This window comes from Rhodococcus sp. 114MFTsu3.1 (genome assembly GCF_000383555.1).
GTDB classification, from domain to species: Bacteria; Actinomycetota; Actinomycetes; order Mycobacteriales; family Mycobacteriaceae; genus Rhodococcoides; species Rhodococcoides fascians_E.
Genome location: NZ_KB911544.1, coordinates 92,504 through 117,277 on the forward strand (window position 1 = coordinate 92,504; position 24,774 = coordinate 117,277).

Sequence of the window (24,774 nt, forward strand, 5' to 3'; positions counted from 1 at the left end):
GTTCAGGCAGATGCCTCGCGCGGCGCATCGGGCGGAGTGTGACCCAGCTGCACCGACAGTTTCTCCACGAGCCCGATCGCGGCGTCCGCGATGACCGTCCCCGGCGGGAAGATCGCCGCGGCGCCTGCCGCGTAGAGCTCGTCGAAGTCACCCGGAGGGATGACACCGCCGACGACGATCATGATGTCGGGGCGGTCCACCGCCGCGAGCGCTTCCCGCAGCGCGGGAACCAACGTCAGGTGGCCTGCAGCCAACGAGGACACTCCGACGACGTGGACATCGTTGTCGGCCGCCTGACGTGCGACCTCCTCCGGAGTCTGGAACAGCGGGCCGACGTCGACGTCGAATCCGATGTCCGCGAACGCCGTCGCGATGACCTTCTGACCGCGGTCGTGACCGTCCTGGCCCATCTTGCAGACCAGGACACGCGGACGGCGCCCCTCGTCCTCGGCGAACTGCCGGGCCAGTTCGGTGGCCTTGGTCAAATTCTTCGCTTTGCCGGCTTCGTCGCGATACACACCACTGATTGTCCGGATTTCCGCCTGATGGCGCCCGTAGACCTTCTCCAGCGCGTCGGAGATCTCCCCGACGGTGGCCATCTTGCGCGCTGCGTCGATGGCCAGGTGCAGAAGGTTGTTTTCGAGCCCACTCTCCGACGACGCTGCCGCCCTGGTCAGGTTGGCCAGCGCCTCTTCGACGGCCGCGTTGTCTCGCTCGGCGCGCAGACGCGTCAGCTTCTCGATCTGCTCCTTGCGGACCTTCGAGTTCTCGACCTTGAGGACTTCGATGGTGTCGAGCTCGTCCGGGACGTACTTGTTGACGCCCACCAGCGGCTGCCGACCGGAGTCGATCCGAGCCTGCGTCCGCGCCGCGGCCTCTTCGATGCGGAGTTTCGGAATACCCTCGCCGATGGCTCGAGCCATACCGCCCGCGGCCTCGACCTCCGCGATGTGTGCGCGCGCACGATCGGCCAGCTGGTGGGTGAGCCATTCGACGTAGTGCGAGCCACCCCACGGATCGATGGGACGCACGGTGTTGGATTCCTGCTGAATCAGCAACTGCGTGTTGCGGGCGATTCGAGCGGAGAAGTCCGTCGGCAGCGCCAACGCCTCGTCGAGTGCGTTGGTGTGCAACGACTGTGTGTGGCCCTGTGTCGCCGCCATCGCCTCCACACAGGTGCGCGCGACGTTGTTGAACACGTCCTGAGCGGTGAGCGACCATCCCGAAGTCTGCGAATGTGTGCGCAAGGAACGCGATTTCGCACTCTTCGGTTCGAACTTCTGCACCAGTTCCGACCACAGGAGACGACCCGCGCGGAGCTTGGCGACCTCCATGAAGAAGTTCATCCCGATGGCCCAGAAGAACGACAGACGAGGCGCGAACGTGTCGATGTCCATCCCCGCGTCGAGCCCGGCGCGGATGTATTCGACGCCGTCGGCCAGGGTGTAGGCGAGCTCCAGATCTGCTGTCGCGCCTGCCTCTTGGATGTGGTAGCCGGAGATGGAGATGGAGTTGTACTTGGGCATCTTCGCGCTCGTGTACGCGAAGATGTCCGAGATGATTCGCATCGACGGCTTCGGCGGATAGATGTAGGTGTTGCGGACCATGAACTCTTTGAGGATGTCGTTCTGGATGGTGCCGGCCAACTTCTCCGGCGGCACACCCTGTTCCTCGGCAGCGGCGACGTACAACGCCAGAATCGGCAGGACCGCGCCGTTCATCGTCATCGACACCGACACGCTGCCGAGATCGATGCCGTCGAACAGCTGACGCATGTCGTAGATGGAATCGATGGCGACACCGGCCATTCCGACGTCGCCCTGCACGCGTGGATGATCCGAGTCGTACCCGCGGTGCGTCGCGAGGTCGAACGCGACGGACAGGCCCTTCTGTCCGGCCGCGAGATTACGGCGATAGAACGCATTCGATTCCGCTGCCGTCGAGAAACCGGCGTACTGCCGGATGGTCCACGGCTGGTTGACGTACATCGTCGGGTACGGCCCGCGCACGAACGGTGGGGTCCCCGGGTAACTACCCAGCGGGTATCCCTGCGCTTCCACCTCGTCGCGATCGGCCTTGGTGTACACCGGTTTGACGTCGATGCCCTCGGGTGTGGACCACACGACCTGCTCGGCGGTGTAGTTGTTCGCTGCCGCACCGGCCTCGATGTGCGCTGCCGCGTCCTCGGCCGTCGGCGCGGTGGCGGCGGGGGTAGATGGATCCTTCAGCGGCACATCGGCGAAACTGCCGATGACGTGCGACGTACGAGAGTCGTGAGTGGTCATCGTCAGGCTCCCAGGTAATCGAGAAGATCGGTCAGGACCGCAACAGCGTCGACCTTGGCAGTGAGGAAGTCGTCGGGTCGGCTGTCGTCATCGACACCGGAATCAGCGTCGAGGCGGCCGAAGATCTTCTCCGGACCGGCGAGGAGAACCCGCTCGATTCCCGCCTGCCGCAACGCCAGTACCGCCGACCTCGCGTCGTCGACGTACCGTTTGTCGGTGCCGCACAGCACAGCCACCCGGGCCCCGGAACTGCGCACCGCCTCCGCGATCGACTCGGTGGTCAGCGGCCCCGGGTTCTCGGTGTGAATACCACCGGACGCGAGGAGGTTGGCCGCGAAGGTCGTACGCACGTTGTGCTCGGCCACCGATCCGATCGGGGCCAGAAGCGCGAGCGGACGCACATCGTGCTCGAGCAGGTAGGCATCCGACCGGTCACGCAACGCCTCGAACGCAGCGCCGTACCGGGCCACGGTGGCGTCGGGTTGTGGCGGAATGGGCGCCTCGGCCAGGTTCGGGAACTCGTTCACTCCGGTCAGCGGGGTACGCCGGTGCGCAACGTCGGAATCGCGCTGCGCCTTCGTCTTCGCGATCGCGGCTGCCGTGGAACCCGACTCGAGCGCGGCGAGGTAGCCTCCGTCGGACTCGATGGTTCGGGTGAATTCCCACGCCTTCTCCGCGAGATCGCCGGTGAGCTTCTCGACGTACCAGGACCCGGCACCCGGATCCAGCACCCTCCCCAGATGCGATTCCTCGAGCAACAACAGCTGAGTGTTGCGAGCGATCCTTGCCGCGAACGTCTTCGACACTCCGGCAGCGCCGCCGTCGAGCGCAACGTCGAAGGGCAGCACGGTCACTGCATCTGCCCCGCCGATGCCTGCACCGAACGCAGCCAACGTGGTACGCAGCATGTTCACCCACGGATCACGCTGACTCATCATCGCCTCGGACGTGACGGCGTGTTGCGGGGCACCGCCCGCATCTGGTGCACCGACGACCTGAGCCACCCGTGCCCAGACCACGCGGGCTGCTCGGAACTTCGCGATGGTCTGGAACTGGTCGTCCGTGGCGGCGAAACGGAACTCGATCTGCGACAGAGCCTGCTCGGCCGTCAGACCTGCGGCGGTCAATACGCGCAGATACTCCAACCCGGCCGCGACGGATGCGCCGACCTCCTGGGTATCGCTCGCTCCGGCATTGTGAAAGACAGTGCCGTCCACCGTGATCGCGCGGACGGTCTCGGGCCGAGCCTCGGCGAGAACGGCGAGTGCGACGGTCTCGTCCACGTTCACGGAACCGACACCGGCGAATCGGGCTGTCAGCGGTGCAGCGCCCAGGCGAATGTCGACAGCGGCACGGTCCTCGACCGACGAGGAATCCGCCACTGCGAAGATCGCATCGGCTGCCGCGGCGACGTCCGACCCGGCGTCGACGACCACCGGCGCAAGATCCAACAACACACCGTCCAGCGCACGCGCTACCCCGGTCACCGGAAGTCCGGATCCACCGATCGAGAGCCACACTCCGCTGATTCCGTTGTTCAACCCGTCCAGGATGGACTCGTTGATGGACTCCGGATCGGAGGTCCCTGCACCGAACTTCGCACTGACGGTCCAGCCGGCGTTCACATCGCGAGTACGGTCACGGCCGCGGACGAACGGGTGAACTCCCGGCAGCGGATGTTCCGGTTGTTCGTCGAGCACACCGTAGAGCGGCGCGACCGTCACTCCGTCGTAGGTCACTGCGTCGAGCAGGTGCTCCGCGTCGACCGGAAGGTCCGCGACGTCCACTCGTCTCGACTTCGCGAGGACGCCCGCGACGGCCTTCTGCCACGCGGCGTACGCACTGGTGGAAGCGCCTTCTTGCGAAGCGCTTTCTGGTGAAGCAACGGACACAGTGACTGCTCCCTCGACTCGATCGGCACGCAGATCGACAAATTGCGACTTCTGTGATGTTAACCGCGATTGTTGGAACACTATCGTGAGGATCACCTCATGTCTGCGTGGGCATCGGTTCGGCGAGCGTCGCTGCTTAGCGGGTGCCGGTACTGTCGGCGAATGTGAAGAGGCGCTTTCGAGACCCCCGGCTCATCGGCCTCGTTCTCCTTCTCCTGGTCCTCGCTCTCGCCGCAGCGTTCACGCCACATCCGTCCGTCGCTCAGATCCGCGAGTGGTCGCATTCGATCGGTCCCGCGTTCCCACTCGTGTTTTTCGCCGTACACGCGGTGGTCACGGTTGCACCGATTCCTCGTACCCTGTTCACTCTCGCCGCGGGCGTCCTGTTCGGGTCGCTGACCGGCATCGTCGTCACGGTCGGCGCGTCCACGGTCAGCGCGGTGATCGCCCTGCTCATGGTCCGGGCCGTAGGTCGGGAGTGGTTCGCAACCAGAATGACCCACCCGGCGGTCAGGGCCATCGACGACAGCCTGGCTCGCCGAGGCTGGCTCGCGGTGGGCTCGCTGCGGTTGATCGCGCCCGTTCCGTTCTCGGTGGTCAACTACTGCTGCGGGGTGTCGTCGATTCGCATCGCCCCGTTCGCGTTGGCCACTGCCGTCGGGGTCGTGCCCGGAACAGTGGGCATCGTGGTGCTGGGCGATGCCCTGGGCGGCAACGCCGATCCGGTGATGCTCGCGTTGTCGGCGTCGTGCATTGCACTGGGCGTGCTGGGCCTGATCGTGGACTGGCGCCTGACGACGCGCGGTCGAACCCGGGCACGTCAAGCCGTGGAACTTGATATTCAGGAGTCAAGTCAAAAACGTTGACTTGCATATTTCAAGGCATTAGCCTTGACGAATGTTCGTCATGACGATCGATCAGCGTGGAAGCCGACGCGAACGCGATCGCGTCGAAGACCTACTGGAGTCCATGCACGGCGTGCCGCTTCTCCGTCCGTTCGATCGAACGGCGGGCGACGAGGTTCAGGCCGTCGTGGAGAACTCGCCCACCGGAGCGCGCACCGTCGTCGACGTCGCATTACGCCTCGTCCGCGAGCAGCACTGGAGTATCGGCATCGGAGTCGGCGCCGTCGAACTCCCGCTCCCCACCACCACCCGGGCCGGACGAGGACACGCGTTCGAAGCAGCCCGTGACGCCGTGACCCGAGCCAAGAACGCACCGGGTGGCGTCGCAGTCGCCAGCGCGCGCGACGATCTCGCCGCCGCCGCAGCGGACGCCGAGACAGCACTGATACTGGTCGCACTGCTCGTCACCGACCGAACCGAGCAAGGCCACGCCGCAGTGGACCTCATGACTGCCGGCCACACGCAGACCAGCGCCGCCGAGATACTCGGCATCAGCAAGCAAGCGATGTCGCAGAGATTGTCGGTGGCGAGGTGGAGTATCGAATCGGGCGGGCGAACATTGGCCGAACATCTACTGAGCGACCTGTCCGGTCACGAGGACCGACTGTGACGACTCGGCACGGCAGGCACAATCGAGGGGGAAACTGATGTCCGTTTCGGCACTGACGACCGTCATGACGCCGGTACTTCTGGTCGCCTCGGCCACGGCGTCGATCGCCCCGTCGACAGGCCGACTGCCCACCAGGCTGCCGACGTGGGTGCCTGCAGCCACGTCCGTGGGTCTGCTCGCGGTCGCTGCCGTCTGCGCGTCTCTGACCGACCCGGTGCACGGATTCATGTTGGCCACCACGTACGTGGTCACGGTCGCCGTAGCCGCCGTAGGCGGTTCCGGCATCGTTCCGGCGGTCTTCGCACTTGCCCGGCGGAGCGGCACGCCCGGACCCGACGATTCGCCGGGACCACTGCACGGCGGACGCACCATCGGAATCCTCGAGCGCACGGCGGTCGCGGCATCCATCCTGTCCGGTTGGCCCGAGGGCATCGCGATCGTCCTGGCCGTCAAAGGGCTTGCCCGCTATCCGGAACTGCGTGCCAGCGAGCCGTCCGCCCAGTCGCCTGCCGCGACGTCGGCCTCCGAGCAGTTCATCATCGGCACCTTCGCGAGCGTCATGTGGGCCGTCGCCGTCTGCGGAGTCGGCCTCGCCCTGACCACCTGACCGTCCGACCGGCATCGCGAACTGCGACGACCCGCCTCGCTTCTTACCGCTCCGGTTCAGCCTGAGGCGCAGTCCACTGCTGATGCGCCGGCCCCGCCGACAGCTCGCCTACGTCGAGCCCTTTCGTCAGACTGGGGTCGGGAGCAAGGGAGGTGTCGACGGGCGTGCGCGCGACGGCTTCCGCAGCCGCCACGGCTTCCGCGACAGCTGGATCGCTCTTCGTCTCGAACCAATCCGCAACTTCTTCCGAGTCGTCCTCGGGTTTGGTGTCCGCACCCGAGGTGTCACTCGGCTGGAACCTGAACACACCATCTTCCCCTGGCGCGCCGAGAGTCTTGGCGAATCCCTTCAACGCATCCCCGAAGTCGCTGGGGATCATCCAGACCTTGTTGGCGTCACCCTGCGCCATCTGGGGCAACGTCTGCATGTACTGGTACGCAAGGAGCTCGGGCGTCGGCTTGCCTGCCTTGATGGCCGCGAACACTTTCTCGATCGCTTTGGCCTGACCCTGCGCCTGAAGGTACTTCGCAGCCCGATCGCCCTGGGCCCGAAGGATTCTGGATTGACGCTCACCCTCGGCCGTGAGAATCGACGCCTGCTTGGCGCCTTCCGCTGCGAGGATCCGACTCTGCTTGTCACCCTCGGCCGTCTTGATAGCGGACTCGCGGTGTCCCTCCGCCGTCAGAATCGTCGCTCGCTTCTCACGGTCGGCCTTCATCTGCTTCTCCATCGACTCCTGGATCGACGGCGGCGGATCGATGCTCTTCAGTTCCACACGTGCCACGCGCAGGCCCCATCGCCCGGTCGCCTCGTCGAGAACCCCCCGCAGCTGGCCGTTGATGGAGTCGCGAGACGTGAGCGTCTCCTCCAAGGTCATGCCACCGACGACGTTGCGCAGCGTGGTCGTCGTCAACTGCTCCACGCCCACGATGTAGTTGTTGATCTCGTAGACGGCGGCCTGAGGATTGGTGACCTGGAAGTACACGACCGTGTCGATCGACACCGTCAAGTTGTCCTTCGTGATTACCGGCTGCGGCGGGAAGGACACAACCCGTTCTCGCAGATCGACTTTCGCGCGAACCCGATCGACGAACGGAACGAGGAACGTCAACTGCCCCGACACCGTCTTCGAATACCTACCGAGCCGTTCGATCACCGCGGCCTCGGCCTGCGGCACCAGCGCAACCGATTTGGCCACCAGAACGACGACAAGAAGGACGATCACGCCCAGAACGATGAGTGCTGTCATGGTCGACTACGGTCCTCTCCACACGAGCGCAGTTGCGCCGTCTATTTCCATCACGGTCACTGTGGTCCCCGGCGCATACACCTCGGTGGAATCGAGAGGACGCGCCGTCCACACCTCTCCGCCGATCTTCACCTGACCTTCGGTGGCCGACACCTGTTCGAGAACCAGCGCGCTCTTGCCCGACAACGCCTCGATTCCGGTCGGCAGGACAGGCGGTTTCGCGAACTTGCGCAGCAGAATCGGACGCACCCCGAGAACGAGGGCCAACGACACGACGGCGAACACCACGGCATCGACCCACACCGGAAAATCCGTGACAGACGACACTCCGGCCGTTGCCAGGGCCCCTCCGGCGATCATCAGCAGGAAGAAATCACCCGTCAGTGCCTCGGCTGCCGCAAGGAGCACGCCCGCGATGAGCCAGATAATCGCTGCCACACCCCCAGTGAACCACAAATCGGACATCTGCCGGTGAGACGAGACGACAACTCACCGCGGTAACCGGAGTCCGGGTTACCGGTATTCGATTTCCGAGACTCGGTGACCGGGGCTCGGTTACTGGGGTTCGGTGACGAAATCGACGAGCTGCTCGACCGCGCCGATCAACGGCGCCTCGAGATCGCGGAAACTGGACACCGATTCGTACACACGTCGCCAACCGTCGCGCGGAGATCCCCACCCCAGCTCCCGGCAGATACCGGTCTTCCAATCCTCGCCTCGCGGAATCCGCGGCCACGCAGCAATACCGACTGCCTTCGGGCGCACCGCTTCCCACACGTCGATGTACGGATGGCCCGTCACGAGCACATGCGGCCCCAAGGATGTCGTCAGCTTCGACTCCTTGGAACCCGTCACGAGATGGTCGACGAGCACACCGACACGGCGCCCAGGCCCTGGCCCGAACTCCGCGAGACGCTCACCTAGGTTGTCGAGCCCCTCGAGGTGCTCGACCACAACACCTTCGACGCGCAGATCGTGACCCCACACCCGCTCGACCAGAGCGGCATCGTGGACACCCTCGACCCAGATCCGGCTCGCACGGGCCGTACGAGCACGCAGCCCCTCGACACGGGTGGAACCCGACGCCGAACGAGACGGGCCCGCCTTCGGAGCCGCGGCGGCGCGTACCAACGTCACCCGCTTGCCGTCGATCAGGAACGCAGCCTCCCGCAACGCGAACAGACGTGTCGTTCGCGCAGCGTCCTCCAAACGCACGAAATCACCGTCGTACGTTCGCTCGAACCCCACGACGGCACCGCAGTACCCGGTCGCCGCGTCCTCGACCACGAGCCCACGCTCGGCCGGAACCTGCGGCGCAGGCACCTTCCGCATCCGACTGTGCCCCGCAAGAATGTCCGACCCGTACATATCCGCCACGGCCGAACACGCTAGCCCAACCCACATCACTCGAGCCGCACGCCACGCCGTTCGAAAGCCCTCACCTACGGCTCATGTCTGCAGGCTCCACTCCCGCCTCCTCCCTGGTCATTTCTGCAGGCTCCACTCCCGCCTCCTCCCTGGTCATTTCTGCAGGCTCCACTCCCGGCCTAAACTGGTGAGCCGTGAGTTCTCCCAGTGCAAGCCTCGCCGTATGGGCGAGTTCGTGGTTGGCCGGCGTGAGCGCACCGGACGACGTGATCGACGCCATGGCCGAATGGGCGCCGATGCATCTGATCGTGGCTGCGGACAAGGCAACCGCGGCCTCCACGTCGCTGGCGTGGCCGAGCCCGCGTGCCGACGGCATCGCAGCGTTGCTGACGCTCGTGCGCGCGACGTCGGGCCGCACGCCGGGCGCAGCCGGGGCCGGACAGCCCGGGAACCCAGGAATCGAACTGCTTCTCCCCTCGCCTGGATCGGCGCAGAATCTCACACCCGGTACCGCATTCTCCCGTGCGGCTCTGGTCTCCGGTCAGGCTGTTCTCGTCGGCTCTCCCGGAGCCGACGGAATCGGCCTGGTACCTGCGGTCGAGGGACCGGACGTGATGCGCTGGACGGTGCACACCGTCCGGATTCCCGATCACTTCGTACGCGACTTCTCGCTGGGCGAAGCTGAATACGCGATGCGCGACGCCGTGCGGGACGCAGCCGAGGCTCTCGGAACGATGTCGGCACTGCCGACTCGCACTCCGAACGGTGACCCCCGTACCCGGATTGCCGCCGAATTGGAATCGCTTGCACGCCATCGCTACCCGATCGACACTCCTGAACGAGTGCTTCGTGTTCTGGAATCGGCCGACCGAGTGTCCGCGATACTGTCCGTCGCTCAGCACGATTCACCCACCGAGGCACCGACCGCTGCCGCAGAGGCTGCACGGGAGAACCTGATACGGCCGCTGTGGTCGGCAGTGCGGGCTGCGCGACTCAGCGCTGTGGCGCGCAGCATCGAGGAAGGAGCGCCGCGGGCCTGAACGGAGCGGAGTCGGGGCCGCCTGAACAAACGTTATGTCAGCGAGGTGCGCCGACCGGACGACGTGCGGGTTGCTCGCAGCAGTTGAGCGCGCATCGATCACCGTTCGCCGTCGAGCCGTAACGGGGGACGCTACCGATCCCACGGGGAGAGGTATCGCCGACGTACTCCCCCACCAACTCGACGACCATCTTCGCGAACCGCGGATCCGTGCCCGGCGTGGCCACGCGCGCGAAAGCCATCGACAGTTCGGCTGCCTTGTCGCGTGCCTCGGTGTCGAGATCCCACACCACCTCGAGGTGATCGGACACGAAGCCGACCGGGCACACGAGAACCGCGTCGACGCCCTTGTCGGACAGAGTCTGGAGATGGTCGCAGATGTCCGGCTCGAGCCACGGGACCTGAGGTGGTCCGGACCGCGACTGCCACACCAGGTCGTAGTCCTGGAAACCTGCTCGTTCGGCGGCCAGTCGGGAGGCGTCGGCGACTTGCCTGCTGTACAGGTGCCCGCCGTCCTCGGGCGGCCCCGCGTTCGCGTCGGCGGCGCTGGGAATGGAATGTGCGGTGAACACGAGTCTCGCGCCTGCACGTTTGTCGGCCGGCAACTGTTCCAGCGCGACGGTGATCGCGTCGGCGAAGGAGTCGATCATCAGAGGATGATCGTAGAACTGCCGGATCTTGACCAACTCGGGTGCGCTACCCCCTACCGACCGACGCGCACGCGCGATGTCCTCGTGGTACTGCCTGCACCCGGAATATCCGCCCCATGCGGACGTCGGAAACACCAGCGCGCGGCGGACCCCGTCCGCGGTCATCCGGCCGACCGTGTCCTCGACCATCGGATGCCAGTTCCGGTTGCCGAAATACACCGGTAGGGGGATAGAGGCCGATGCCAATTCGGATTCGACCGCCGCGATGATGTCGCGGTTGAGTGAATTGATGGGAGAGACCCCACCGAAATGCATGTAGTGCTCGACCACCGCGTCGAGGCGCTCGGGTGGTACCCCGCGTCCACGGGTGACGTTCTCGAGGAACGGCCGGACATGTGACGGGTCCTCTGGGCCACCGAAGGACAGGAACAGCAGCGCGTCGAAACCATCGACACCACGAGAGTCGGTCATCGGTCCATTGTGCGCCCGGGGAGGATGTGACCGAACACGCCCCTCCCCGGGCGTACGAACAGAAAAATCAGACGTTGTCCGGCAGGTACGTGTTGTGGCTCGCGCCACCGTCCACGTAGATGATCGAGCCGGTGGTGCCCGGCAGCCAATCGGACAGAAGCGCAACGATCGACTTGGCAACTGCCGTCGGGTCGTCGTAGTTCCAGCCGATGGGCGATGCACCGTCCCAGTACTCGTTGAGCTGCTGCATCTTCGCGGCGTCACCCGTAGCCGTTCCGGCGATGGCCTTGGCGGCCAAAGTCCGGATAGGGCCTGCGGCAACGAGGTTGGAGCGAACACGCTTGGCCTGACCGACCTCGCGAGCGACGTACCGGTTGACCGACTCGAGCGCGGCCTTGGCCACGCCCATCCAGTTGTAGTACGGCATGGCGGTGCGCGGATCGAAGTCCATTCCGACGATCGATCCTCCCTCGTTCATGACGGGGAGCACAGCGCGGGCCAGCGAGGCGTAACTCCATGCGGAGATCTCGAACGCACGCGAGGCGTCGGGGCCCGGCCCGTCCAGGAACGGCTTGGCGTCCGGTCCCATCAGAGTGCGCGGCGCGAAAGCGATGGAGTGCAGTACGCCGTCGACACCCTCGGGTGCGAGTTCACGAACGCGGTCGGCCAGAGCGGCCAGGTGCTCCTCGTTGGTTGCGTCGAGTTCGATCGCCGGGGGCACCGGCTGCGGGAGCCGCTGCGCGATGCGGTCGATCAAGCGGAGCCTGTCGAATCCGGTGATGATGACCTTCGCGCCCTGGTTCTGCGCCATCGCGGCAGCGTGGAACGCGATCGAGGCATCGGTGATGATGCCGGTCACGAGAATTGTCTTGCCTTCGAGCAGTCCGCCCATGTGTATTCCTTACAGATCGAATCGAAAAAGAGAAAACGAAGAAAATCAGTGACCCATGCCCATGCCACCGTCGACCGGGATGACCGCACCCGACACGTACGCGGAGTCGGGGCCGGCCAGGAAGCTCACGACGGCCGCCACATCCTCCGGCTGACCGAGTCGCTGCAGCGGAATGAACTCCTTCGCCTTGCTGCGAAGGTCGTCGGGAAGCTCGGCCGTCATGTCCGTTTCGATGAAACCGGGCGAGACGACGTTGGCGGTGATGGACCGCGACCCGAGTTCACGCGTGATGGACCGCGCCATACCGATGACGCCCGCCTTGGACGCGGCGTAGTTGATCTGGCCGGGTCCACCACCCAGTGCGACGACGGAACTGAGGAACACCATTCGGCCCCACCGGGCGCGCAACATTGCGCGGTTGGCACGCTTGGCAACGCGGAATGCACCGGTGAGGTTGGCGTCGAGAACTCTCTCGAACTGCTCCTCCGTCATGCGCATCAACAGTGTGTCGTCGGTGATCCCTGCGTTGGCCACCAGTACCTCGACGGGCCCTTGCTTCTCCTCGACCTCTTTGAACGCAGCGTCGACGGATGCAGAATCGGTGACATCGCACACGACGCCGAGCAGACCTTCCGGCGCGCCCGAGCCGCGGTGCGTGACGGCGACCTTGTGGCCGTCCGCGGCGAGCCGCTGAGCGATGGCAAGGCCGATGCCTCTGTTACCTCCGGTGACAAGTACGGAACGAGCGATGAAGTCGGGTGTGGACATGCCTGCAACCTATCTGTTCGTGCTGGAATGACAAAGCAGTGTTACTCATGAGTAATAACAGTGAATAGGTACGAATTCGGTAAATCAGGGCAAACGCTGTCGAAGTACCAAAGCCGTACCGAGCCCCGCCGCTGTGAACAGGACGCCGAGAATCAGCCACGGTCTACTCGCGTCGCCCCGAGTCATCTCGAAGCCGATCTGCTCTTCGAGAGTGTCGTAGACGGCCCGTAGTTCCTCCAAAGACGAGGCCGTGAAGAAACTGCCGCCGGACAGAGTGGCGATTTCCTTGAGCGACGGGTCGTCGACCGGCACCGGCACTCTCTCCGAACCCGATTCGCTCTCGATGTCGACGGTCCCGTAACTCGTTCCGAACGAGATGGTCGATATCGGTACGTCCTTCTCGGCAGCAGCACGCGCCGCGGTGTAACCGCCTCTCGGATCGTCCGGGTTTTCCGGCACCGTCTGCTTGCCGTCCGACAGAAGCACGATGCGGGCAGGTGGGGCAGCGTCCCCGCCGCCGAGTACCGCGCCCAGAGTGTCGATCGATTGCAGCGATGTGAAGATCGCTTCGCCGGTGGCCGTGCGCTCGCTGAGCTGAAGTTTGTCGATCGCCGCTTTGGTCGCTTCGCGATTCGCGGTGGGCGACACCAGAACCGAAGCAGTGCCGGCGAACGCCACCAATCCCAGATTGATGCCTGGAGTCAAACCGTCGGCGAACGATTTACCGGCTTCCTGCGCTGCCGCCAGACGTGACGGTTCGACGTCGGTCGCTTCCATGGACAGCGACACGTCGATCACGAGCATGACGGTTGCGCGATTGCGCGGAACCCGTTGATCCGACGTCGGGCCGGCCAGCGCGACGGTGAGCAGAAGCAGGCCCACCAGCACCAGAGCCGTCGGAACGTGCCGCCAGTATCCGGGCCGGTTCGGCGCTACCTTCTCGAGCAACTCCATGTTGGAGAAAAGCAGCGTGTTCTTCTGACGGCGACGCTGCACGACGACATATCCGGCGACGAGAGCGCCGACGACCAACAGAAACAGCAGCCACCACGGAGAGGTGAAGTCGGACAAGCTCACCGGCGACCCGCCCGTGCAGTGTTGGCGGCACTTGCCCCGAGCGTGTGCCTTCGCGAGGACACGAAGCGAACCACGTCGGCGATCCAGTCACCGTCGGTCCGCAATGTCAGGCGGGGCGCCCCACAACGGCGCAACACGCGTTCGACGTCGCTCCGGTGCGCTGCCGCGGCCTCCGCGAAATCCGCCCGCAATCGCGGGGTGGTGCTGAACTCTCGGGTGCGCCCTGATTCGGGGTCGTGCAGCACCACATCTCCTATGTCGGGAAGTTCGAGGTCGCGCGGATCGAGTACTTCGACGGCGAGGACATCGTGCCGCGCCGCGATGGCTCGCAGCGACCGTTCCCAGTCGATCGGCCCGAGGAAATCGCTGATGATCACCGCCATTCCGCGCCTGCGCTGCGGCCGCCGGAGCGACTCGATCGCGCCCACCAGATCGCCTCGGACACCGTCCGCTGCACTGGGAGTGGTCGCGATCGTCCGTAGCATCGACTGTGCGTGAATCTGCCCACCGCGCGCGGGAATTCGCGTCAGTGTGGAGCCGGTGGCAACGACCGCGCCGATCCGGTTACCGCCTCCCCCGGTCAGATGTGTGATCGCAGCGGCGGCAGCAACGGCGAGGTCGCGCTTCTCGCATCCGGTGGTTCCGAAATCGAGGCTTGCCGACAGGTCGAGAACCATCCACGTTTCCAGCTCCCGGTCCGCCACCGACTGGCGTACGTGCGGATGCGTCGTGCGTGCCGTCACCGACCAGTCCATCTGACGGACGTCGTCGCCCGGCTGATACTCGCGAGCATCCCCAGGCTCGGACCCGGGACCGGGGATCAACCCGAGGTGATCACCGTGCAGCACACCGTCGAGCCGACGCCGAACCGTCAGTTCGAGCGTCCGGAGCGCCGCGGCGAGCGACGGGTCCCGCAGCTCCCCGCTGCGGAAGGACGGAGGGCGAGCCGCGTGCCGCCGTACCGCACCTTCGGCCGGTCCACTCACTGCTTCTGGTTACCCGCGGTCGACTCGTTGCCGGCCGGCTGTTGCCCCTGCTGGCCCTGATGAACCTGCTGACCCTGGGGTGCACCGTTACCTGGTCCTGGTCCCTGCCCGCCCGGCGCCGGGAACTGACCTGCGTGCGGATGCGGTTGCTGCTGAGGCGGTTGCGGCTGGTGCGGTTGCGGCGCCTGCGCGAACGACGGCTGCTGCGCAAAGGGTGGCTGCTGGGAGTTGGGGCTGTGCTGCGGGTTCGGAACCGGCGGCGGTGTCGGCTGCGGCCCTCCTCCGACGGCTTGCGGCGCGACCTGCGGAAGCCCGACGGTCTGCAGGACGCGAGTGATGACGTCCTCCGGCGTGACCTCGTCGGCGAGAGCGTCGTAGGACAGGACGAGCCGGTGCCGGAGCACGTCGGGAATGACCTCGAGGACATCCTGCGGAACGACGTAGTCACGTCCGCGGAGCAGTGCAAGTGCACGAGACGCCGAGATGATGCCGAGCGTCGCACGAGGGGATGCACCGTAAGCGATCCAACTGGCGACGTCGTCGAGACCGAGCTGCTCCGGTGTTCGAGTTGCCGCGATGACTCGGACGACGTAATCGACGAGAGCGTGATGCACGAAGACGTTGCTCGCGACTTTCTGCAAGCGGACGAGCTCAGCCGGGTCGAGTATCTGCTTCGGCGTGGGGACCGCGGTTCCCATCCGGTAGACGATCTCCCGCTCCTCCTCGACCGACGGGTAATCCACCACGATCTTGAACAGGAATCGGTCCCGCTGGGCTTCCGGAAGCGGGTACACGCCTTCGTTCTCGATCGGGTTCTGTGTGGCCATCACCAAGAACGGATCAGGCATCGGGAACGTCTTGCCGCCGATGGAGACGTGCCGTTCGGCCATCACCTCGAGAAGCGCGGACTGGACCTTGGCCGGGGCACGGTTGATCTCGTCCGCCAGTACGAAATTGGCGACGACAGGGCCCAGTTCGGTGTCGAACTCCTCGCGTCCCTGTCGGTAGATGCGGGTACCGATCAAGTCCGTCGGCACCAGGTCCGGGGTGAACTGCACACGAGAGAACGAACCGCCGACCACCTTGGCGAACGTCTCCACGGCGAGCGTCTTGGCCACTCCGGGAACGCCCTCGAGCAGAACGTGTCCGCGGGCGAGCAACCCGACGAGAATACGCTCGACAAGCCGATCCTGGCCGACGATGACGCGCTTGACCTCGTACACGGCCTTTTCGAGAATGCGTACGTCCTGCTGCAGATCGTTCACGGCATCCACCGAAGCGTTCCGCTCCGTGGTCTTCGGTTCGGTGCCGTGCGAAGCACTTACGTTCGACACTCCCCCGTTCGATCCGTCGCCCTTCGACAGGTCGGCCTTCGATGCGTCACCGTTCGACACGCCGTCACGTGATGCCACCAACAATCCACCGCTTCCACTCGACATTTCGCGGGCACGTTCCTCCATGTCCGCCACCAACTATTGCAGGTGACGACGGAATGCGCCGACGGTCCCGCCCCAGGCTACCGGCGCGCACGGGCGAGCCTATCGGTACTGCGGTCAGGAGACCATGCACACCGATTCAGGAGACCATGCGCACTGCGTACGGGGTCATACCGTCGTACCGGACCGGCGAGACCTTCACGACGCTGCCGGACTGAGGGGCCTCGAGCATCTTTCCGTCACCGAGATACAGCGCGACGTGCTGGCTCGCGTTCGGACCGTAGAACAGCATGTCTCCGCGCTTCATGTCCGAGGACGGAACCTGTTTGCCCGCGGTGTACTGGTAACCGGTGTAGTGCGGGAGTGAGATCCCCAGACCGGCGAACGCGTAGATCATCAACCCGGAGCAGTCGAAGCCGACCTTGTTGTAGTCGCCGTAACTGTCGGCGACACCTCCGTCACGGATTCCCTTGGTCGGCCCGTTCTCGTCTCCACCTCCCCACGAGTAGGGCACACCCAACTGCGACATTCCGCGATCGATGACCAGTTCCACTGCGGCACTGCCGGTCAGAGATGGATTGCTCTGCCCACCGCTACGCGGCTTCTTCGGTGTCGTGGACGTGGACGGCGACGGGGTTGAGTCCGAATCGTCGATGTCGGTGTGCGAGCGTTGGCCGGCGGCTGCGGCCGCCGCTGCTGCCGCAGCCGCCTGGTTCGCGGCGACGCGTGCAGCGGCCTGTACGGCTGCGTCGCGCGCGGCGGCTGCAGCTGCCGCGATCGCGGCGTCCTCGGCCGCCTTCTGCTGCTCCCATGCGGAGTACGCGTCGCGCTGGCCCTCCAATCCTGCGACCTCGGATCGCGCGGAGTCCAGTTGTGACTGCGCGGAATCGCGTTGAGCCTCGATCGCCGTCTTCTGCTCGGCCTGGGCGGCGAGGGCTGCACGCGCGGTGGCAATGGCGTCTTCCGCCGCGGCCTTCTTGTTCTCCGCGTCGCTGGCAGCGGCGTCGGCCTCCTGCTTGGACTCACGGGCGGCGGAATCCTTGTTCGCCTGCTCGGTGCGTGCACGTTGCAAGCCATCGAGAACCGCATTCTGGCTGGACGACAACACCTTGAGGACCTGCGCTCGGTCGAGTACATCGTCCGGCCCGGTCGACCCGAGGAACGACGAGATCGATGCCACGCCCGTGCCCTGCGTGTAGCTCGACACCGCGAAATCGTTGAACTTGGTTTGAGCAGCTTGAATCTGTGTACCTGCGTCGGCGAGTGCCTGCTGTGCGACGCCGACCAGTTGCGCGGCGACGTCGGCAGCATCACGGGCATTCTGCAGGTCGACGAGCGCCCGGTTCACGTCCTCGCGTTTGATCGCGACATCGGCGTCGAGCTGAGCAAGTTGCTGATTGGCTGCGGCTACCTGGTTGATCAGTTCACCGACCGCACCGAGCTGCTGCTCCACCCGTGTGCCGGCAGCGGCGATGTCCGAGTCGGACGGATTCGGCGGAGGTGGTGGCACCGCCGCGGCAGTGCCGGACACGGCACCGAGCAGCGCTATCACCAGTCCGGACCCGACCAGTAGTCGTGCAGTGGCAGAGAACGCTCCACGGCGAATGCCGCGATCAGCTCGACGCCTCACAAAAAGTCTCCCTCGGTCCCGGCGCTCGCGACCGCTTCACGAGGAAGCAGCCGACGCCGGACGGACCGGCTGGACAGCCTTCCCCAGATGTCCTCGTCGTTCCGCCGGGCAGGGAGAGAGCACGCAGCACCACGTCAGATGCAGACCACGCCGGTCACACCCGAAGCATCGGCCACCCGAGGCAACTCGGATACACCTCTGCCCTCTGCGACACTCCTTCCCCAGCAGTGCCAAAGGCACCGTACGACACTTTGAGCACTAAGGAAACTCCAGTCACAAATGACACATTTGTGATTTCAGCTGTGAAAACGCGCTGAACTCGGGCGTTCGCCCGAAACATTTTTTTCGACTTTTTCGCGCGCTGCGCGAGCAACCCTCGGAGAGGGTGACCGTCAGGCCTGAGGGGCCGTCGACGAGGGCGTGTCGGCCGCCGATCGCCGCCGCTTGATCTTGACCCAGGCGGTGGCCGCGGACGCACCGGCAACCACGACGAGAATGACGGCAGTGATTGCGGTCCAGGGTGCACTCGGCTCGATCAGGGTGTCGACGAAGTTGTCCGCGGCGACCACAGGATCACCGGTGTACGTGCGGTCTTGACCGGCTTCGAGAACGACTCGGCTGACACTGTCACTGAACGAGCCCACCTGATTCGGACTCAGCACCAAGACTGTCCCGCCGTCCTCGGCGCCGACGGCAGTGGCGAGATCGCGCAATTGCGAGTCGTGCCGCGGGTTGTCCTCCACCACGACGATGGACAGATCGATGCCGTGTTCCTCGGCGCGGTCCACTGCGGACTCGAGTCGGCTCTCGATCGAAGCCGGTGCACTGACGCCGGTCGCCGCGACTTCCGCGACGATCGTGTCGACGTCGACGCCGGGAGGTACGTCGGCCGACATCGGCGTGAAGGCAAGACCGGGTACAGGCATCAGAAAGGTTCCAGTTCACTAGCTGCGTCGGGACGGTCGAGCGCCCCGTCACACTCGGGGTCACGAGCGTTTCCGACGTTGTGGGTGATCGGAGCGCGCTCGACGAACGAACACTACGTGACGCCCCGGCCGACGGGTTCGCGACTTACCGGGAGACTCGCCTGCGAGTGAGGTTCCCCTGCATTGCGTAGCCAGGTTCGCTGGACGAAGATCGACTGTCGAGGGCCGTCGACCAGCAATGTAGGCTGCCCTTCGTTTTCAACAGGACAAGCGTACTGTTAGACTCGACCGCGAGACGAACAAGCCAGCGGCACATGCCTGCGAGGTGCGTCTCGCTTCAACCGTCGACACAGCCCCGTCGGCGGTGTGCCTCAAGACGAGTGGAGCTGAAGTGACCGCCAGTAATGATTCGTTCGGTGCAAAGGGCACCCTCGAAGTCGGAGACAACTCCTACGAGATCTTCCGCCTGTCAGCCCTCCCTGGCGCCGAGAAGTTGCCCTACGCACTGAAGGTTCTCGCGGAGAACCTCCTCCGCACCGAAGACGGTGCCAACATCACCGCCGACCACATCCGTTCGATCGCGTCGTGGGACCCCTCGGCCGACCCGAGCATCGAAATCCAGTTCACCCCCGCCCGCGTCATCATGCAGGACTTCACCGGCGTTCCTTGCGTCGTCGACCTCGCAACCATGCGTGAAGCAGTGACCACTCTCGGCGGCGACCCGAACAAGGTCAACCCGCTCTCGCCTGCCGACATGGTCATCGACCACTCGGTCATCCTCGATGTCTTCGGTCGCGCCGACGCGCTCGAGCGCAACGTCGACCTCGAGTACGAGCGGAACGGCGAGCGCTACCAGTTCCTTCGCTGGGGCCAGGGCGCGTTCGACGACTTCAAGGTCGTCCCCCCCGGCATGGGCATCGTCCACCAGGTCAACATCGAGTACCTCGCCCCCACCGTCATGACCCGCAAGGGCCAGGCCTACCCCGACACCTGTGTCGGCACGGACTCGCACACCACGATGGTCAACGGCCTCGGCGTGCTCGGTTGGGGCGTCGGCGGCATCGAGGCCGAGGCGGCCATGCTGGGCCAGCCCGTCTCCATGCTCATTCCCCGCGTCGTCGGCTTCAAGCTCTCCGGCGAGATCCAGCCAGGCGTGACCGCTACCGACGTCGTGCTCACTGCAACCGAGATGCTCCGTAAGCACGGTGTGGTCGGCAAGTTCGTCGAGTTCTACGGCAAGGGCGTCTCCGAGGTTCCGCTGGCGAACCGCGCGACCCTGGGCAACATGAGCCCCGAGTTCGGTTCCACCGCGGCGATCTTCCCCATCGACGAGGAAACCATCAACTACCTGCGCCTCACCGGCCGCAGCGACGAGCAGTTGGCACTCGTCGAGGCGTACGCCAAGGAACAGGGCATGTGGCACGATCCGGACAAGGAGCCGGTGTACTCCGAATACATCGAGCTGAACCTGAGCGACGTCGTTCCGTCGATCGCCGGACCGAAGCGCCCGCAGGACCGCATCCTCCTGTCGGACTCGAAGGTGGCCTTCCGCAAGGACATCCACAACTACGTGGAGGAGAACTACCCGACGGACCACACCCAGCTCGACGAGGCCATCGAGGAGTCTTTCCCCGCGTCCGACCCGGCGACGCTGTCCTTCGCCGACGACGGAGCAGTCGACGTCCAGTCGGCCGCGTACGGCTCCGAGGGACGCCCGAGCAAGCCCGTGCGCGTCGTCACCGACGAAGCAGGCGAATTCGTGCTCGATCACGGTGCGGTCGTCGTCGCAGGCATCACGTCCTGCACCAACACCTCGAACCCGTCCGTCATGCTCGGCGCCGCACTGCTCGCGCGCAACGCCGTCGAGAAGGGCCTGTCCACGAAGCCGTGGGTCAAGACCAACATGGCACCCGGTTCGCAGGTCGTCACCGACTACTACGAGAAGGCAGGGCTGTGGCCCTACCTCGAGAAGCTCGGGTACTACCTCGGCGGATACGGATGCACCACGTGCATCGGTAACACCGGCCCGCTGCTCGAGCCGATCTCCAAGGCCATCAACGACAACGACCTCTCGGTCACTGCTGTGCTGTCGGGCAACCGCAACTTCGAGGGTCGCATCTCCCCCGACGTGAAGATGAACTACCTCGCGTCGCCTCCTCTCGTCATCGCCTACGGCCTCGCGGGCACCATGGACTTCGACTTCGAGTCCGATTCGCTCGGCACCGACCACGAGGGCAATCCCGTCTACCTGAAGGACATCTGGCCGTCCTCGCAGGAGATCGAGGAGACCATCCAGTCCGCGATCAGCCGGGACATGTTCAGCAAGTCCTACGAAACGATCTTTGCCGGGGACGGCCGCTGGCAGAACCTGTCGACCCCCGAGGGCGACACCTTCGAGTGGGACCCGAACTCCACCTACGTTCGCAAGGCGCCGTACTTCGACGGCATGGAGATGGAGCCGGCTCCGGTCAAGGACATCAAGGGCGCCCGCGTCCTCGCACTGCTCGGCGACTCGGTCACCACCGACCACATCAGCCCGGCAGGTCCCATCAAGGCCGGTACACCTGCAGCCCAGTACCTCGACTCCCACGGCGTCGAGCGCAAGGACTACAACTCGCTCGGATCGCGCCGCGGTAACCACGAGGTCATGATTCGCGGAACCTTCGCGAACATCCGCCTGAAGAACCAGCTCCTCGACGACGTCTCGGGCGGATACACCCGCGACTTCACGCAGGAAGACGGTCCGCAGGCGTTCATCTACGACGCGTCGCAGAACTACCAGGCTGCAGGCATTCCTCTCGTCGTCCTCGGCGGCAAGGAGTACGGTTCGGGCTCGTCGCGTGACTGGGCTGCCAAGGGCACCTCGCTTCTCGGTGTCAAGGCCGTGATCACCGAGTCGTTCGAGCGAATCCACCGTTCCAACCTCATCGGTATGGGCGTCGTTCCGCTGCAGTTCCCGGCAGGCGAAAGCGCGAAGTCGCTGAAGCTCGACGGTACCGAGACGTTCGACATCGTCGGCGTCGAGAAGCTGAACGAGGGCGTGACGCCGAAGACCATGGCTGTCACAGCCACCAAGACCGACGGAACCAAGGTCGAGTTCGACGCAGTGGTGCGCATCGATACCCCCGGCGAGGCGGACTACTACCGCAACGGTGGCATCCTGCAGTACGTGCTGCGCAACATGATCCGCGGCTAGACGCCACTGGATTTCGATCCCTGGAGGTTCCATCACCGACCAGGACAGCAGAACGCGCACGACCACCACGCGTCGGGCTCATGCCCGGCGACTGCGGTGCTCGTGCGCGTTCTGCGCTTGCCAGCAGGTCCCCCGTGCGCACCGTCCGTGCGCACCGGCAGTCCGACGAAGGAGGCGTGCACGTGCCCAAGGTCAGTGAAGACCAGTTGGCCGCGCGGCGCAGCGAGATTCTCGACGGCGCACGCAGGTGCTTCGGTGAGTTCGGCTACGAAGGTGCCACCGTTCGACGTCTCGAAGAGGCCACCGGCCTCTCCCGCGGCGCGATCTTCCATCACTTCAAGGACAAGGACGGTCTGTTCCTGGCTCTCGCGCGGGAAGACGCTCGCCGTATGGCCGAGGTCGCCGCCGGCCAAGGTCTGGTCCAGGTCATGCGCGACATTCTGGAGGAGCCGGATCGATTCGAATGGCTGGGAACGAGGCTCGAGATCGCCCGACGCCTGCGCACCGATCCCGAGTTCAGGAACAGCTGGTCTCAACAGTCCGCCGAACTGACGGACGCCACGCTCGCCCGCTTGGAGCGGCAGAAGACAGCCGGCCGCCTACGGGACGACGTCGCGCCGGACGTCATGGTCGAGTACCTCGATCTGGTGCTCGACGGCCTGGTCGCGCGAATCGCATCCGGTCAGGACGGTCACAATCTTGCTGCGGTGCTCGACCTCGTCGAGGAATCCGTTCGTAAGCCCGACACCGCCGGCTGATCGAGTGCTACCCGACTCACCCCGGGAGACGACGCACTGCGGGTTTTCGGTTGGGCCCGCCGCGTGATCTGAGGACGGTGCCGGACTCCCCCAGCACCTTGTGCACGAACCCGTACGATCTGCCCGTTCGCACGGCCAGAGATCGAATACTCGCCCCGGCCTCGTATTGCTCCTTCAGCGAGGACTGCAATCGATCACGCGAATCCCCGGTTATACGAGCACCTTTCACGTACGTGGACTTTCGGGCTCGTTCCTTGGCCATGGGATCCTCCAGTCAGCCACGAATGTGCTCGCTCACCGAAATTCCCCCGCGGATTCAGGGTAGAGGACAGAGGACGCCCGGCATGGCCGAACGCGTCGAACTCGATCACGCGAGCTGAATCAGCTCCAGGTACTCCTGTGACCAGTGATCCTCGGTGCCGTCGGGAAGAAGAATGACGCGTTCCGGTGACAGCGCTTCGGCAGCACCCGGATCGTGCGTGACGAGCACGACGGCACCCTTGTAACTCCGCAAGGCGTCGAGCACCTGCTCGCGCGAGATCGGATCGAGGTTGTTGGTGGGCTCGTCCAACAGAAGTACGTTCGCCGCCGACGAGACCAGACCGGCCAGTGCCAGACGGGTCTTCTCACCGCCGGACAGAGTCCCCGCGGGCTGCTCGAGTTGAGGGCCGGTGAACATGAACGCACCGAGCAGCGAACGAAGTTCCTGCTCGCCCGTGTCCGGAGCCGCGTGCCGAATGTTCTCCCACACCGACGCGTTGTCGTCGAGGGTGTCGTGTTCCTGAGCGAAATATCCGACGCGCATGCCGTGGCCCGGTTCGATGTCGCCCGTGTCGGCTTTCTCCGTGCCGGCGAGGATACGGAGAAGAGTTGTCTTGCCTGCGCCGTTCAGCCCGAGTACCACCACACGGCTTCCTCGGTCGATGGCGAGATCGACGCCGGCGAAGATTTCGAGGGATCCGTACATCTTCGTGAGGTTCTTGGCCATCAGCGGAGTCTTTCCGCAGGGCGCGGGCTCCGGGAAGCGAATGTGCGCAACCTTGTCCGATACCCGCTCGGCGTCCAGATTGGCCAACAGTTTGTCAGCGCGCTTCGCCATGTTCTGCGCTGCAACGGCTTTGGTGGCTTTCGCGCCCATCTTGGCGGCCTGTACGCGTAGGGCACCCGCCTTCTTCTCCGCATTGGCACGTTCGCGACGACGACGCTGTTCGTCCGTTGCCCTCGCGTCGAGGTACTTCTTCCAGTTCATGTTGTAGATGTCCGCTTCGCCGCGCACCGCGTCGAGGAACCACACACGGTTGACCACGTCGCCGAGCAGTTCCACGTCGTGACTGATCACGATCAGCCCGCCCTCGTGGTTCTGCAGAAAACCGCGGAGCCACGTGATCGAATCGGCGTCGAGGTGGTTTGTGGGCTCGTCGAGCAGAAGTGTGGTGGTGGAGCGGCCGCCGCTACCGTCCGACGCGGCGAACAGAATGCGGGCGAGCTCCACGCGACGGCGCTGTCCTCCGGACAGCGTGCGGAGCGGTTGGCCGAGGATGCGATCCGGCAACCCCAGGCTGTTGGAGATTCGGGCAGCTTCGCTCTCGGCCTCGTAGCCGCCGAGCGAAGCGAATCGTTCCTCGAGCTCGCCGTACTTGCGTACCGCGCGGTCCAGGCGATCCTCGTCGGCCGTCTCGGCCATCAACGCCTGCTGCTTCTCCATCTTGTGCAGCAGCGTGTCGAGTCCGCGCGCGGACAGCACTCGATCCTTCGCGAGAACGTCGAGGTCTCCCTCTTTCGGGTCCTGCGGTAGATAGCCCAGCTCACCGGTACGTACGACGGAGCCCGCGTACGGCTCGCCCTCGCCGGCCAGGATGCGCAAGGTCGTGGTCTTGCCTGCACCGTTACGACCGACGAGCCCGATCCTGTCGCCGGCCTGTACGCGAAGGGCTGGTCCTGGCGCCGAGAGCAACGTGCGGACACCGGCACGAACTTCGAGGTCGGTGGCGGTGATCACGCGTGGGCTCCTTGGACTGGGAAGACAACA

Annotated in this window: 21 protein-coding genes; 6 read left to right on the top strand and 15 right to left on the bottom strand. The window is 65.2% G+C overall.

Annotated features, from left to right (window positions below; genetic code table 11):
- Nucleotides 1-2: 2 nt before the first annotated feature.
- Nucleotides 3-2,285, bottom strand: a complete 2,283-nt coding sequence (scpA, locus tag H292_RS0100395; RefSeq protein ID WP_020110090.1) for a methylmalonyl-CoA mutase — start codon at nucleotides 2,283-2,285, stop codon at nucleotides 3-5.
- A gap of 2 nt (nucleotides 2,286-2,287) precedes the next feature.
- Entirely contained in the window at nucleotides 2,288-4,177 is a 1,890-nt protein-coding gene (locus tag H292_RS0100400; protein WP_020110091.1) for a methylmalonyl-CoA mutase family protein, read from the bottom strand.
- A gap of 164 nt (nucleotides 4,178-4,341) precedes the next feature.
- Between H292_RS0100400 and H292_RS0100405 the strand changes: the two genes are divergently transcribed.
- Genes H292_RS0100405 through H292_RS0100415 form a run of 3 tightly spaced genes read left to right on the top strand, consistent with a single transcriptional unit; the run spans nucleotide 4,342 to nucleotide 6,299 of the window.
- Nucleotides 4,342-5,043, top strand: a complete 702-nt coding sequence (locus tag H292_RS0100405) for a TVP38/TMEM64 family protein (RefSeq protein WP_027498514.1) — start codon at nucleotides 4,342-4,344, stop codon at nucleotides 5,041-5,043.
- A gap of 31 nt (nucleotides 5,044-5,074) precedes the next feature.
- The gene (locus H292_RS0100410; RefSeq protein WP_019666315.1) at nucleotides 5,075-5,692 is read left to right on the top strand and encodes a hypothetical protein; all 618 of its coding nucleotides are present in this window, start codon (nucleotides 5,075-5,077) and stop codon (nucleotides 5,690-5,692) included.
- Between the two features lie 37 nt (nucleotides 5,693-5,729).
- Complete coding sequence (locus tag H292_RS0100415; RefSeq protein ID WP_020110093.1) at nucleotides 5,730-6,299, top strand: hypothetical protein; 570 nt, start codon at nucleotides 5,730-5,732, stop codon at nucleotides 6,297-6,299.
- A gap of 43 nt (nucleotides 6,300-6,342) precedes the next feature.
- On the opposite strand, the gene H292_RS0100420 is transcribed toward H292_RS0100415, so the two are convergent.
- From H292_RS0100420 to H292_RS0100430, 3 genes are all read right to left on the bottom strand, one after another.
- The gene (locus tag H292_RS0100420) at nucleotides 6,343-7,548 is read right to left on the bottom strand and encodes an SPFH domain-containing protein (RefSeq protein WP_019666317.1); all 1,206 of its coding nucleotides are present in this window, start codon (nucleotides 7,546-7,548) and stop codon (nucleotides 6,343-6,345) included.
- 6 nt (nucleotides 7,549-7,554) lie between these two features.
- The gene (locus tag H292_RS0100425) at nucleotides 7,555-7,986 is read right to left on the bottom strand and encodes an NfeD family protein (RefSeq protein ID WP_026347998.1); all 432 of its coding nucleotides are present in this window, start codon (nucleotides 7,984-7,986) and stop codon (nucleotides 7,555-7,557) included.
- A gap of 117 nt (nucleotides 7,987-8,103) precedes the next feature.
- Nucleotides 8,104-8,916, bottom strand: a complete 813-nt coding sequence (locus tag H292_RS0100430; protein ID WP_019666319.1) for a DUF3097 domain-containing protein — start codon at nucleotides 8,914-8,916, stop codon at nucleotides 8,104-8,106.
- Nucleotides 8,917-9,110: 194 nt separating this feature from the next.
- On the opposite strand from H292_RS0100430, the gene H292_RS0100440 reads away from it, so the two are divergent.
- The gene (locus tag H292_RS0100440) at nucleotides 9,111-9,956 is read left to right on the top strand and encodes a hypothetical protein (protein WP_196806144.1); all 846 of its coding nucleotides are present in this window, start codon (nucleotides 9,111-9,113) and stop codon (nucleotides 9,954-9,956) included.
- A gap of 37 nt (nucleotides 9,957-9,993) precedes the next feature.
- Here the strand turns inward: H292_RS0100440 and H292_RS0100445 are convergent, their stop codons facing one another.
- From H292_RS0100445 to H292_RS0100480, 8 genes are all read right to left on the bottom strand, one after another.
- The gene (locus H292_RS0100445) at nucleotides 9,994-11,076 is read right to left on the bottom strand and encodes a ferrochelatase (protein WP_019666322.1); all 1,083 of its coding nucleotides are present in this window, start codon (nucleotides 11,074-11,076) and stop codon (nucleotides 9,994-9,996) included.
- A 67-nt stretch (nucleotides 11,077-11,143) separates the two neighbouring features.
- Complete coding sequence (gene inhA, locus H292_RS0100450) at nucleotides 11,144-11,968, bottom strand: NADH-dependent enoyl-ACP reductase InhA (protein ID WP_020110096.1); 825 nt, start codon at nucleotides 11,966-11,968, stop codon at nucleotides 11,144-11,146.
- A 45-nt stretch (nucleotides 11,969-12,013) separates the two neighbouring features.
- A complete protein-coding gene (gene fabG1 / locus H292_RS0100455; protein WP_019666324.1) occupies nucleotides 12,014-12,736 on the bottom strand; it encodes a 3-oxoacyl-ACP reductase FabG1 in 723 nt (240 codons plus the stop codon).
- 84 nt (nucleotides 12,737-12,820) lie between these two features.
- Nucleotides 12,821-13,813, bottom strand: a complete 993-nt coding sequence (locus H292_RS0100460; protein ID WP_019666325.1) for a VWA domain-containing protein — start codon at nucleotides 13,811-13,813, stop codon at nucleotides 12,821-12,823.
- Nucleotides 13,810-14,799: a DUF58 domain-containing protein gene (locus H292_RS0100465; protein ID WP_020110097.1), complete on the bottom strand. Its 990-nt coding sequence runs from the start codon at nucleotides 14,797-14,799 to the stop codon at nucleotides 13,810-13,812. The genes H292_RS0100460 and H292_RS0100465 overlap by 4 nt, the downstream gene beginning before the upstream one ends.
- Nucleotides 14,796-16,238 (bottom strand): AAA family ATPase, encoded by a 1,443-nt coding sequence (locus tag H292_RS26645; RefSeq protein ID WP_442978511.1) that lies wholly within the window; start codon nucleotides 16,236-16,238, stop codon nucleotides 14,796-14,798. The genes H292_RS0100465 and H292_RS26645 overlap by 4 nt, the downstream gene beginning before the upstream one ends.
- A 136-nt stretch (nucleotides 16,239-16,374) precedes the next feature.
- Nucleotides 16,375-17,865, bottom strand: a complete 1,491-nt coding sequence (locus H292_RS0100475; protein ID WP_020110099.1) for an NlpC/P60 family protein — start codon at nucleotides 17,863-17,865, stop codon at nucleotides 16,375-16,377.
- 392 nt (nucleotides 17,866-18,257) lie between these two features.
- On the bottom strand, nucleotides 18,258-18,791 hold the full coding sequence (locus H292_RS0100480; RefSeq protein WP_020110100.1) for an Rv1476 family membrane protein: 534 nt from the start codon (nucleotides 18,789-18,791) through the stop codon (nucleotides 18,258-18,260).
- A 391-nt stretch (nucleotides 18,792-19,182) separates the two neighbouring features.
- Here H292_RS0100480 and acnA point away from each other — a divergent pair, with 391 nt between their 5' ends.
- Nucleotides 19,183-21,987 (top strand): aconitate hydratase AcnA, encoded by a 2,805-nt coding sequence (acnA, locus tag H292_RS0100485; protein ID WP_027498517.1) that lies wholly within the window; start codon nucleotides 19,183-19,185, stop codon nucleotides 21,985-21,987.
- Between the two features lie 182 nt (nucleotides 21,988-22,169).
- A complete protein-coding gene (locus H292_RS0100490; protein WP_026348001.1) occupies nucleotides 22,170-22,745 on the top strand; it encodes a TetR/AcrR family transcriptional regulator in 576 nt (191 codons plus the stop codon).
- A 16-nt stretch (nucleotides 22,746-22,761) separates the two neighbouring features.
- Here H292_RS0100490 and H292_RS28495 read toward each other — a convergent pair whose 3' ends face one another.
- Together H292_RS28495 and H292_RS0100500 are read right to left on the bottom strand one after the other, a co-directional pair.
- The gene (locus H292_RS28495; RefSeq protein WP_020110102.1) at nucleotides 22,762-23,007 is read right to left on the bottom strand and encodes a helix-turn-helix domain-containing protein; all 246 of its coding nucleotides are present in this window, start codon (nucleotides 23,005-23,007) and stop codon (nucleotides 22,762-22,764) included.
- Between the two features lie 105 nt (nucleotides 23,008-23,112).
- Nucleotides 23,113-24,744 carry an ABC-F family ATP-binding cassette domain-containing protein gene (locus H292_RS0100500; RefSeq protein ID WP_019666332.1) on the bottom strand — a complete coding sequence of 544 codons (1,632 nt, stop codon included), beginning with the start codon at nucleotides 24,742-24,744 and terminating at the stop codon, nucleotides 23,113-23,115.
- Nucleotides 24,745-24,774: the final 30 nt, after the last annotated feature.

Coding starts and splice junctions, on each gene's coding strand:
- fabG1 (WP_019666324.1), bottom strand. CDS start 12,736: ATGTCCACACCCGACTTCATCGCTCGTTCCGTACTTGTCACCGGAGGT.
- H292_RS0100410 (WP_019666315.1), top strand. CDS start 5,075: ATGTTCGTCATGACGATCGATCAGCGTGGAAGCCGACGCGAACGCGAT.
- H292_RS0100445 (WP_019666322.1), bottom strand. CDS start 11,076: ATGACCGACTCTCGTGGTGTCGATGGTTTCGACGCGCTGCTGTTCCTG.
- H292_RS26645 (WP_442978511.1), bottom strand. CDS start 16,238: ATGTCGAGTGGAAGCGGTGGATTGTTGGTGGCATCACGTGACGGCGTG.
- H292_RS0100420 (WP_019666317.1), bottom strand. CDS start 7,548: ATGACAGCACTCATCGTTCTGGGCGTGATCGTCCTTCTTGTCGTCGTT.
- scpA (WP_020110090.1), bottom strand. CDS start 2,285: ATGACCACTCACGACTCTCGTACGTCGCACGTCATCGGCAGTTTCGCC.
- H292_RS0100430 (WP_019666319.1), bottom strand. CDS start 8,916: ATGTACGGGTCGGACATTCTTGCGGGGCACAGTCGGATGCGGAAGGTG.
- H292_RS0100415 (WP_020110093.1), top strand. CDS start 5,730: ATGTCCGTTTCGGCACTGACGACCGTCATGACGCCGGTACTTCTGGTC.
- H292_RS28495 (WP_020110102.1), bottom strand. CDS start 23,007: ATGGCCAAGGAACGAGCCCGAAAGTCCACGTACGTGAAAGGTGCTCGT.
- H292_RS0100480 (WP_020110100.1), bottom strand. CDS start 18,791: ATGCCTGTACCCGGTCTTGCCTTCACGCCGATGTCGGCCGACGTACCT.
- inhA (WP_020110096.1), bottom strand. CDS start 11,968: ATGGGCGGACTGCTCGAAGGCAAGACAATTCTCGTGACCGGCATCATC.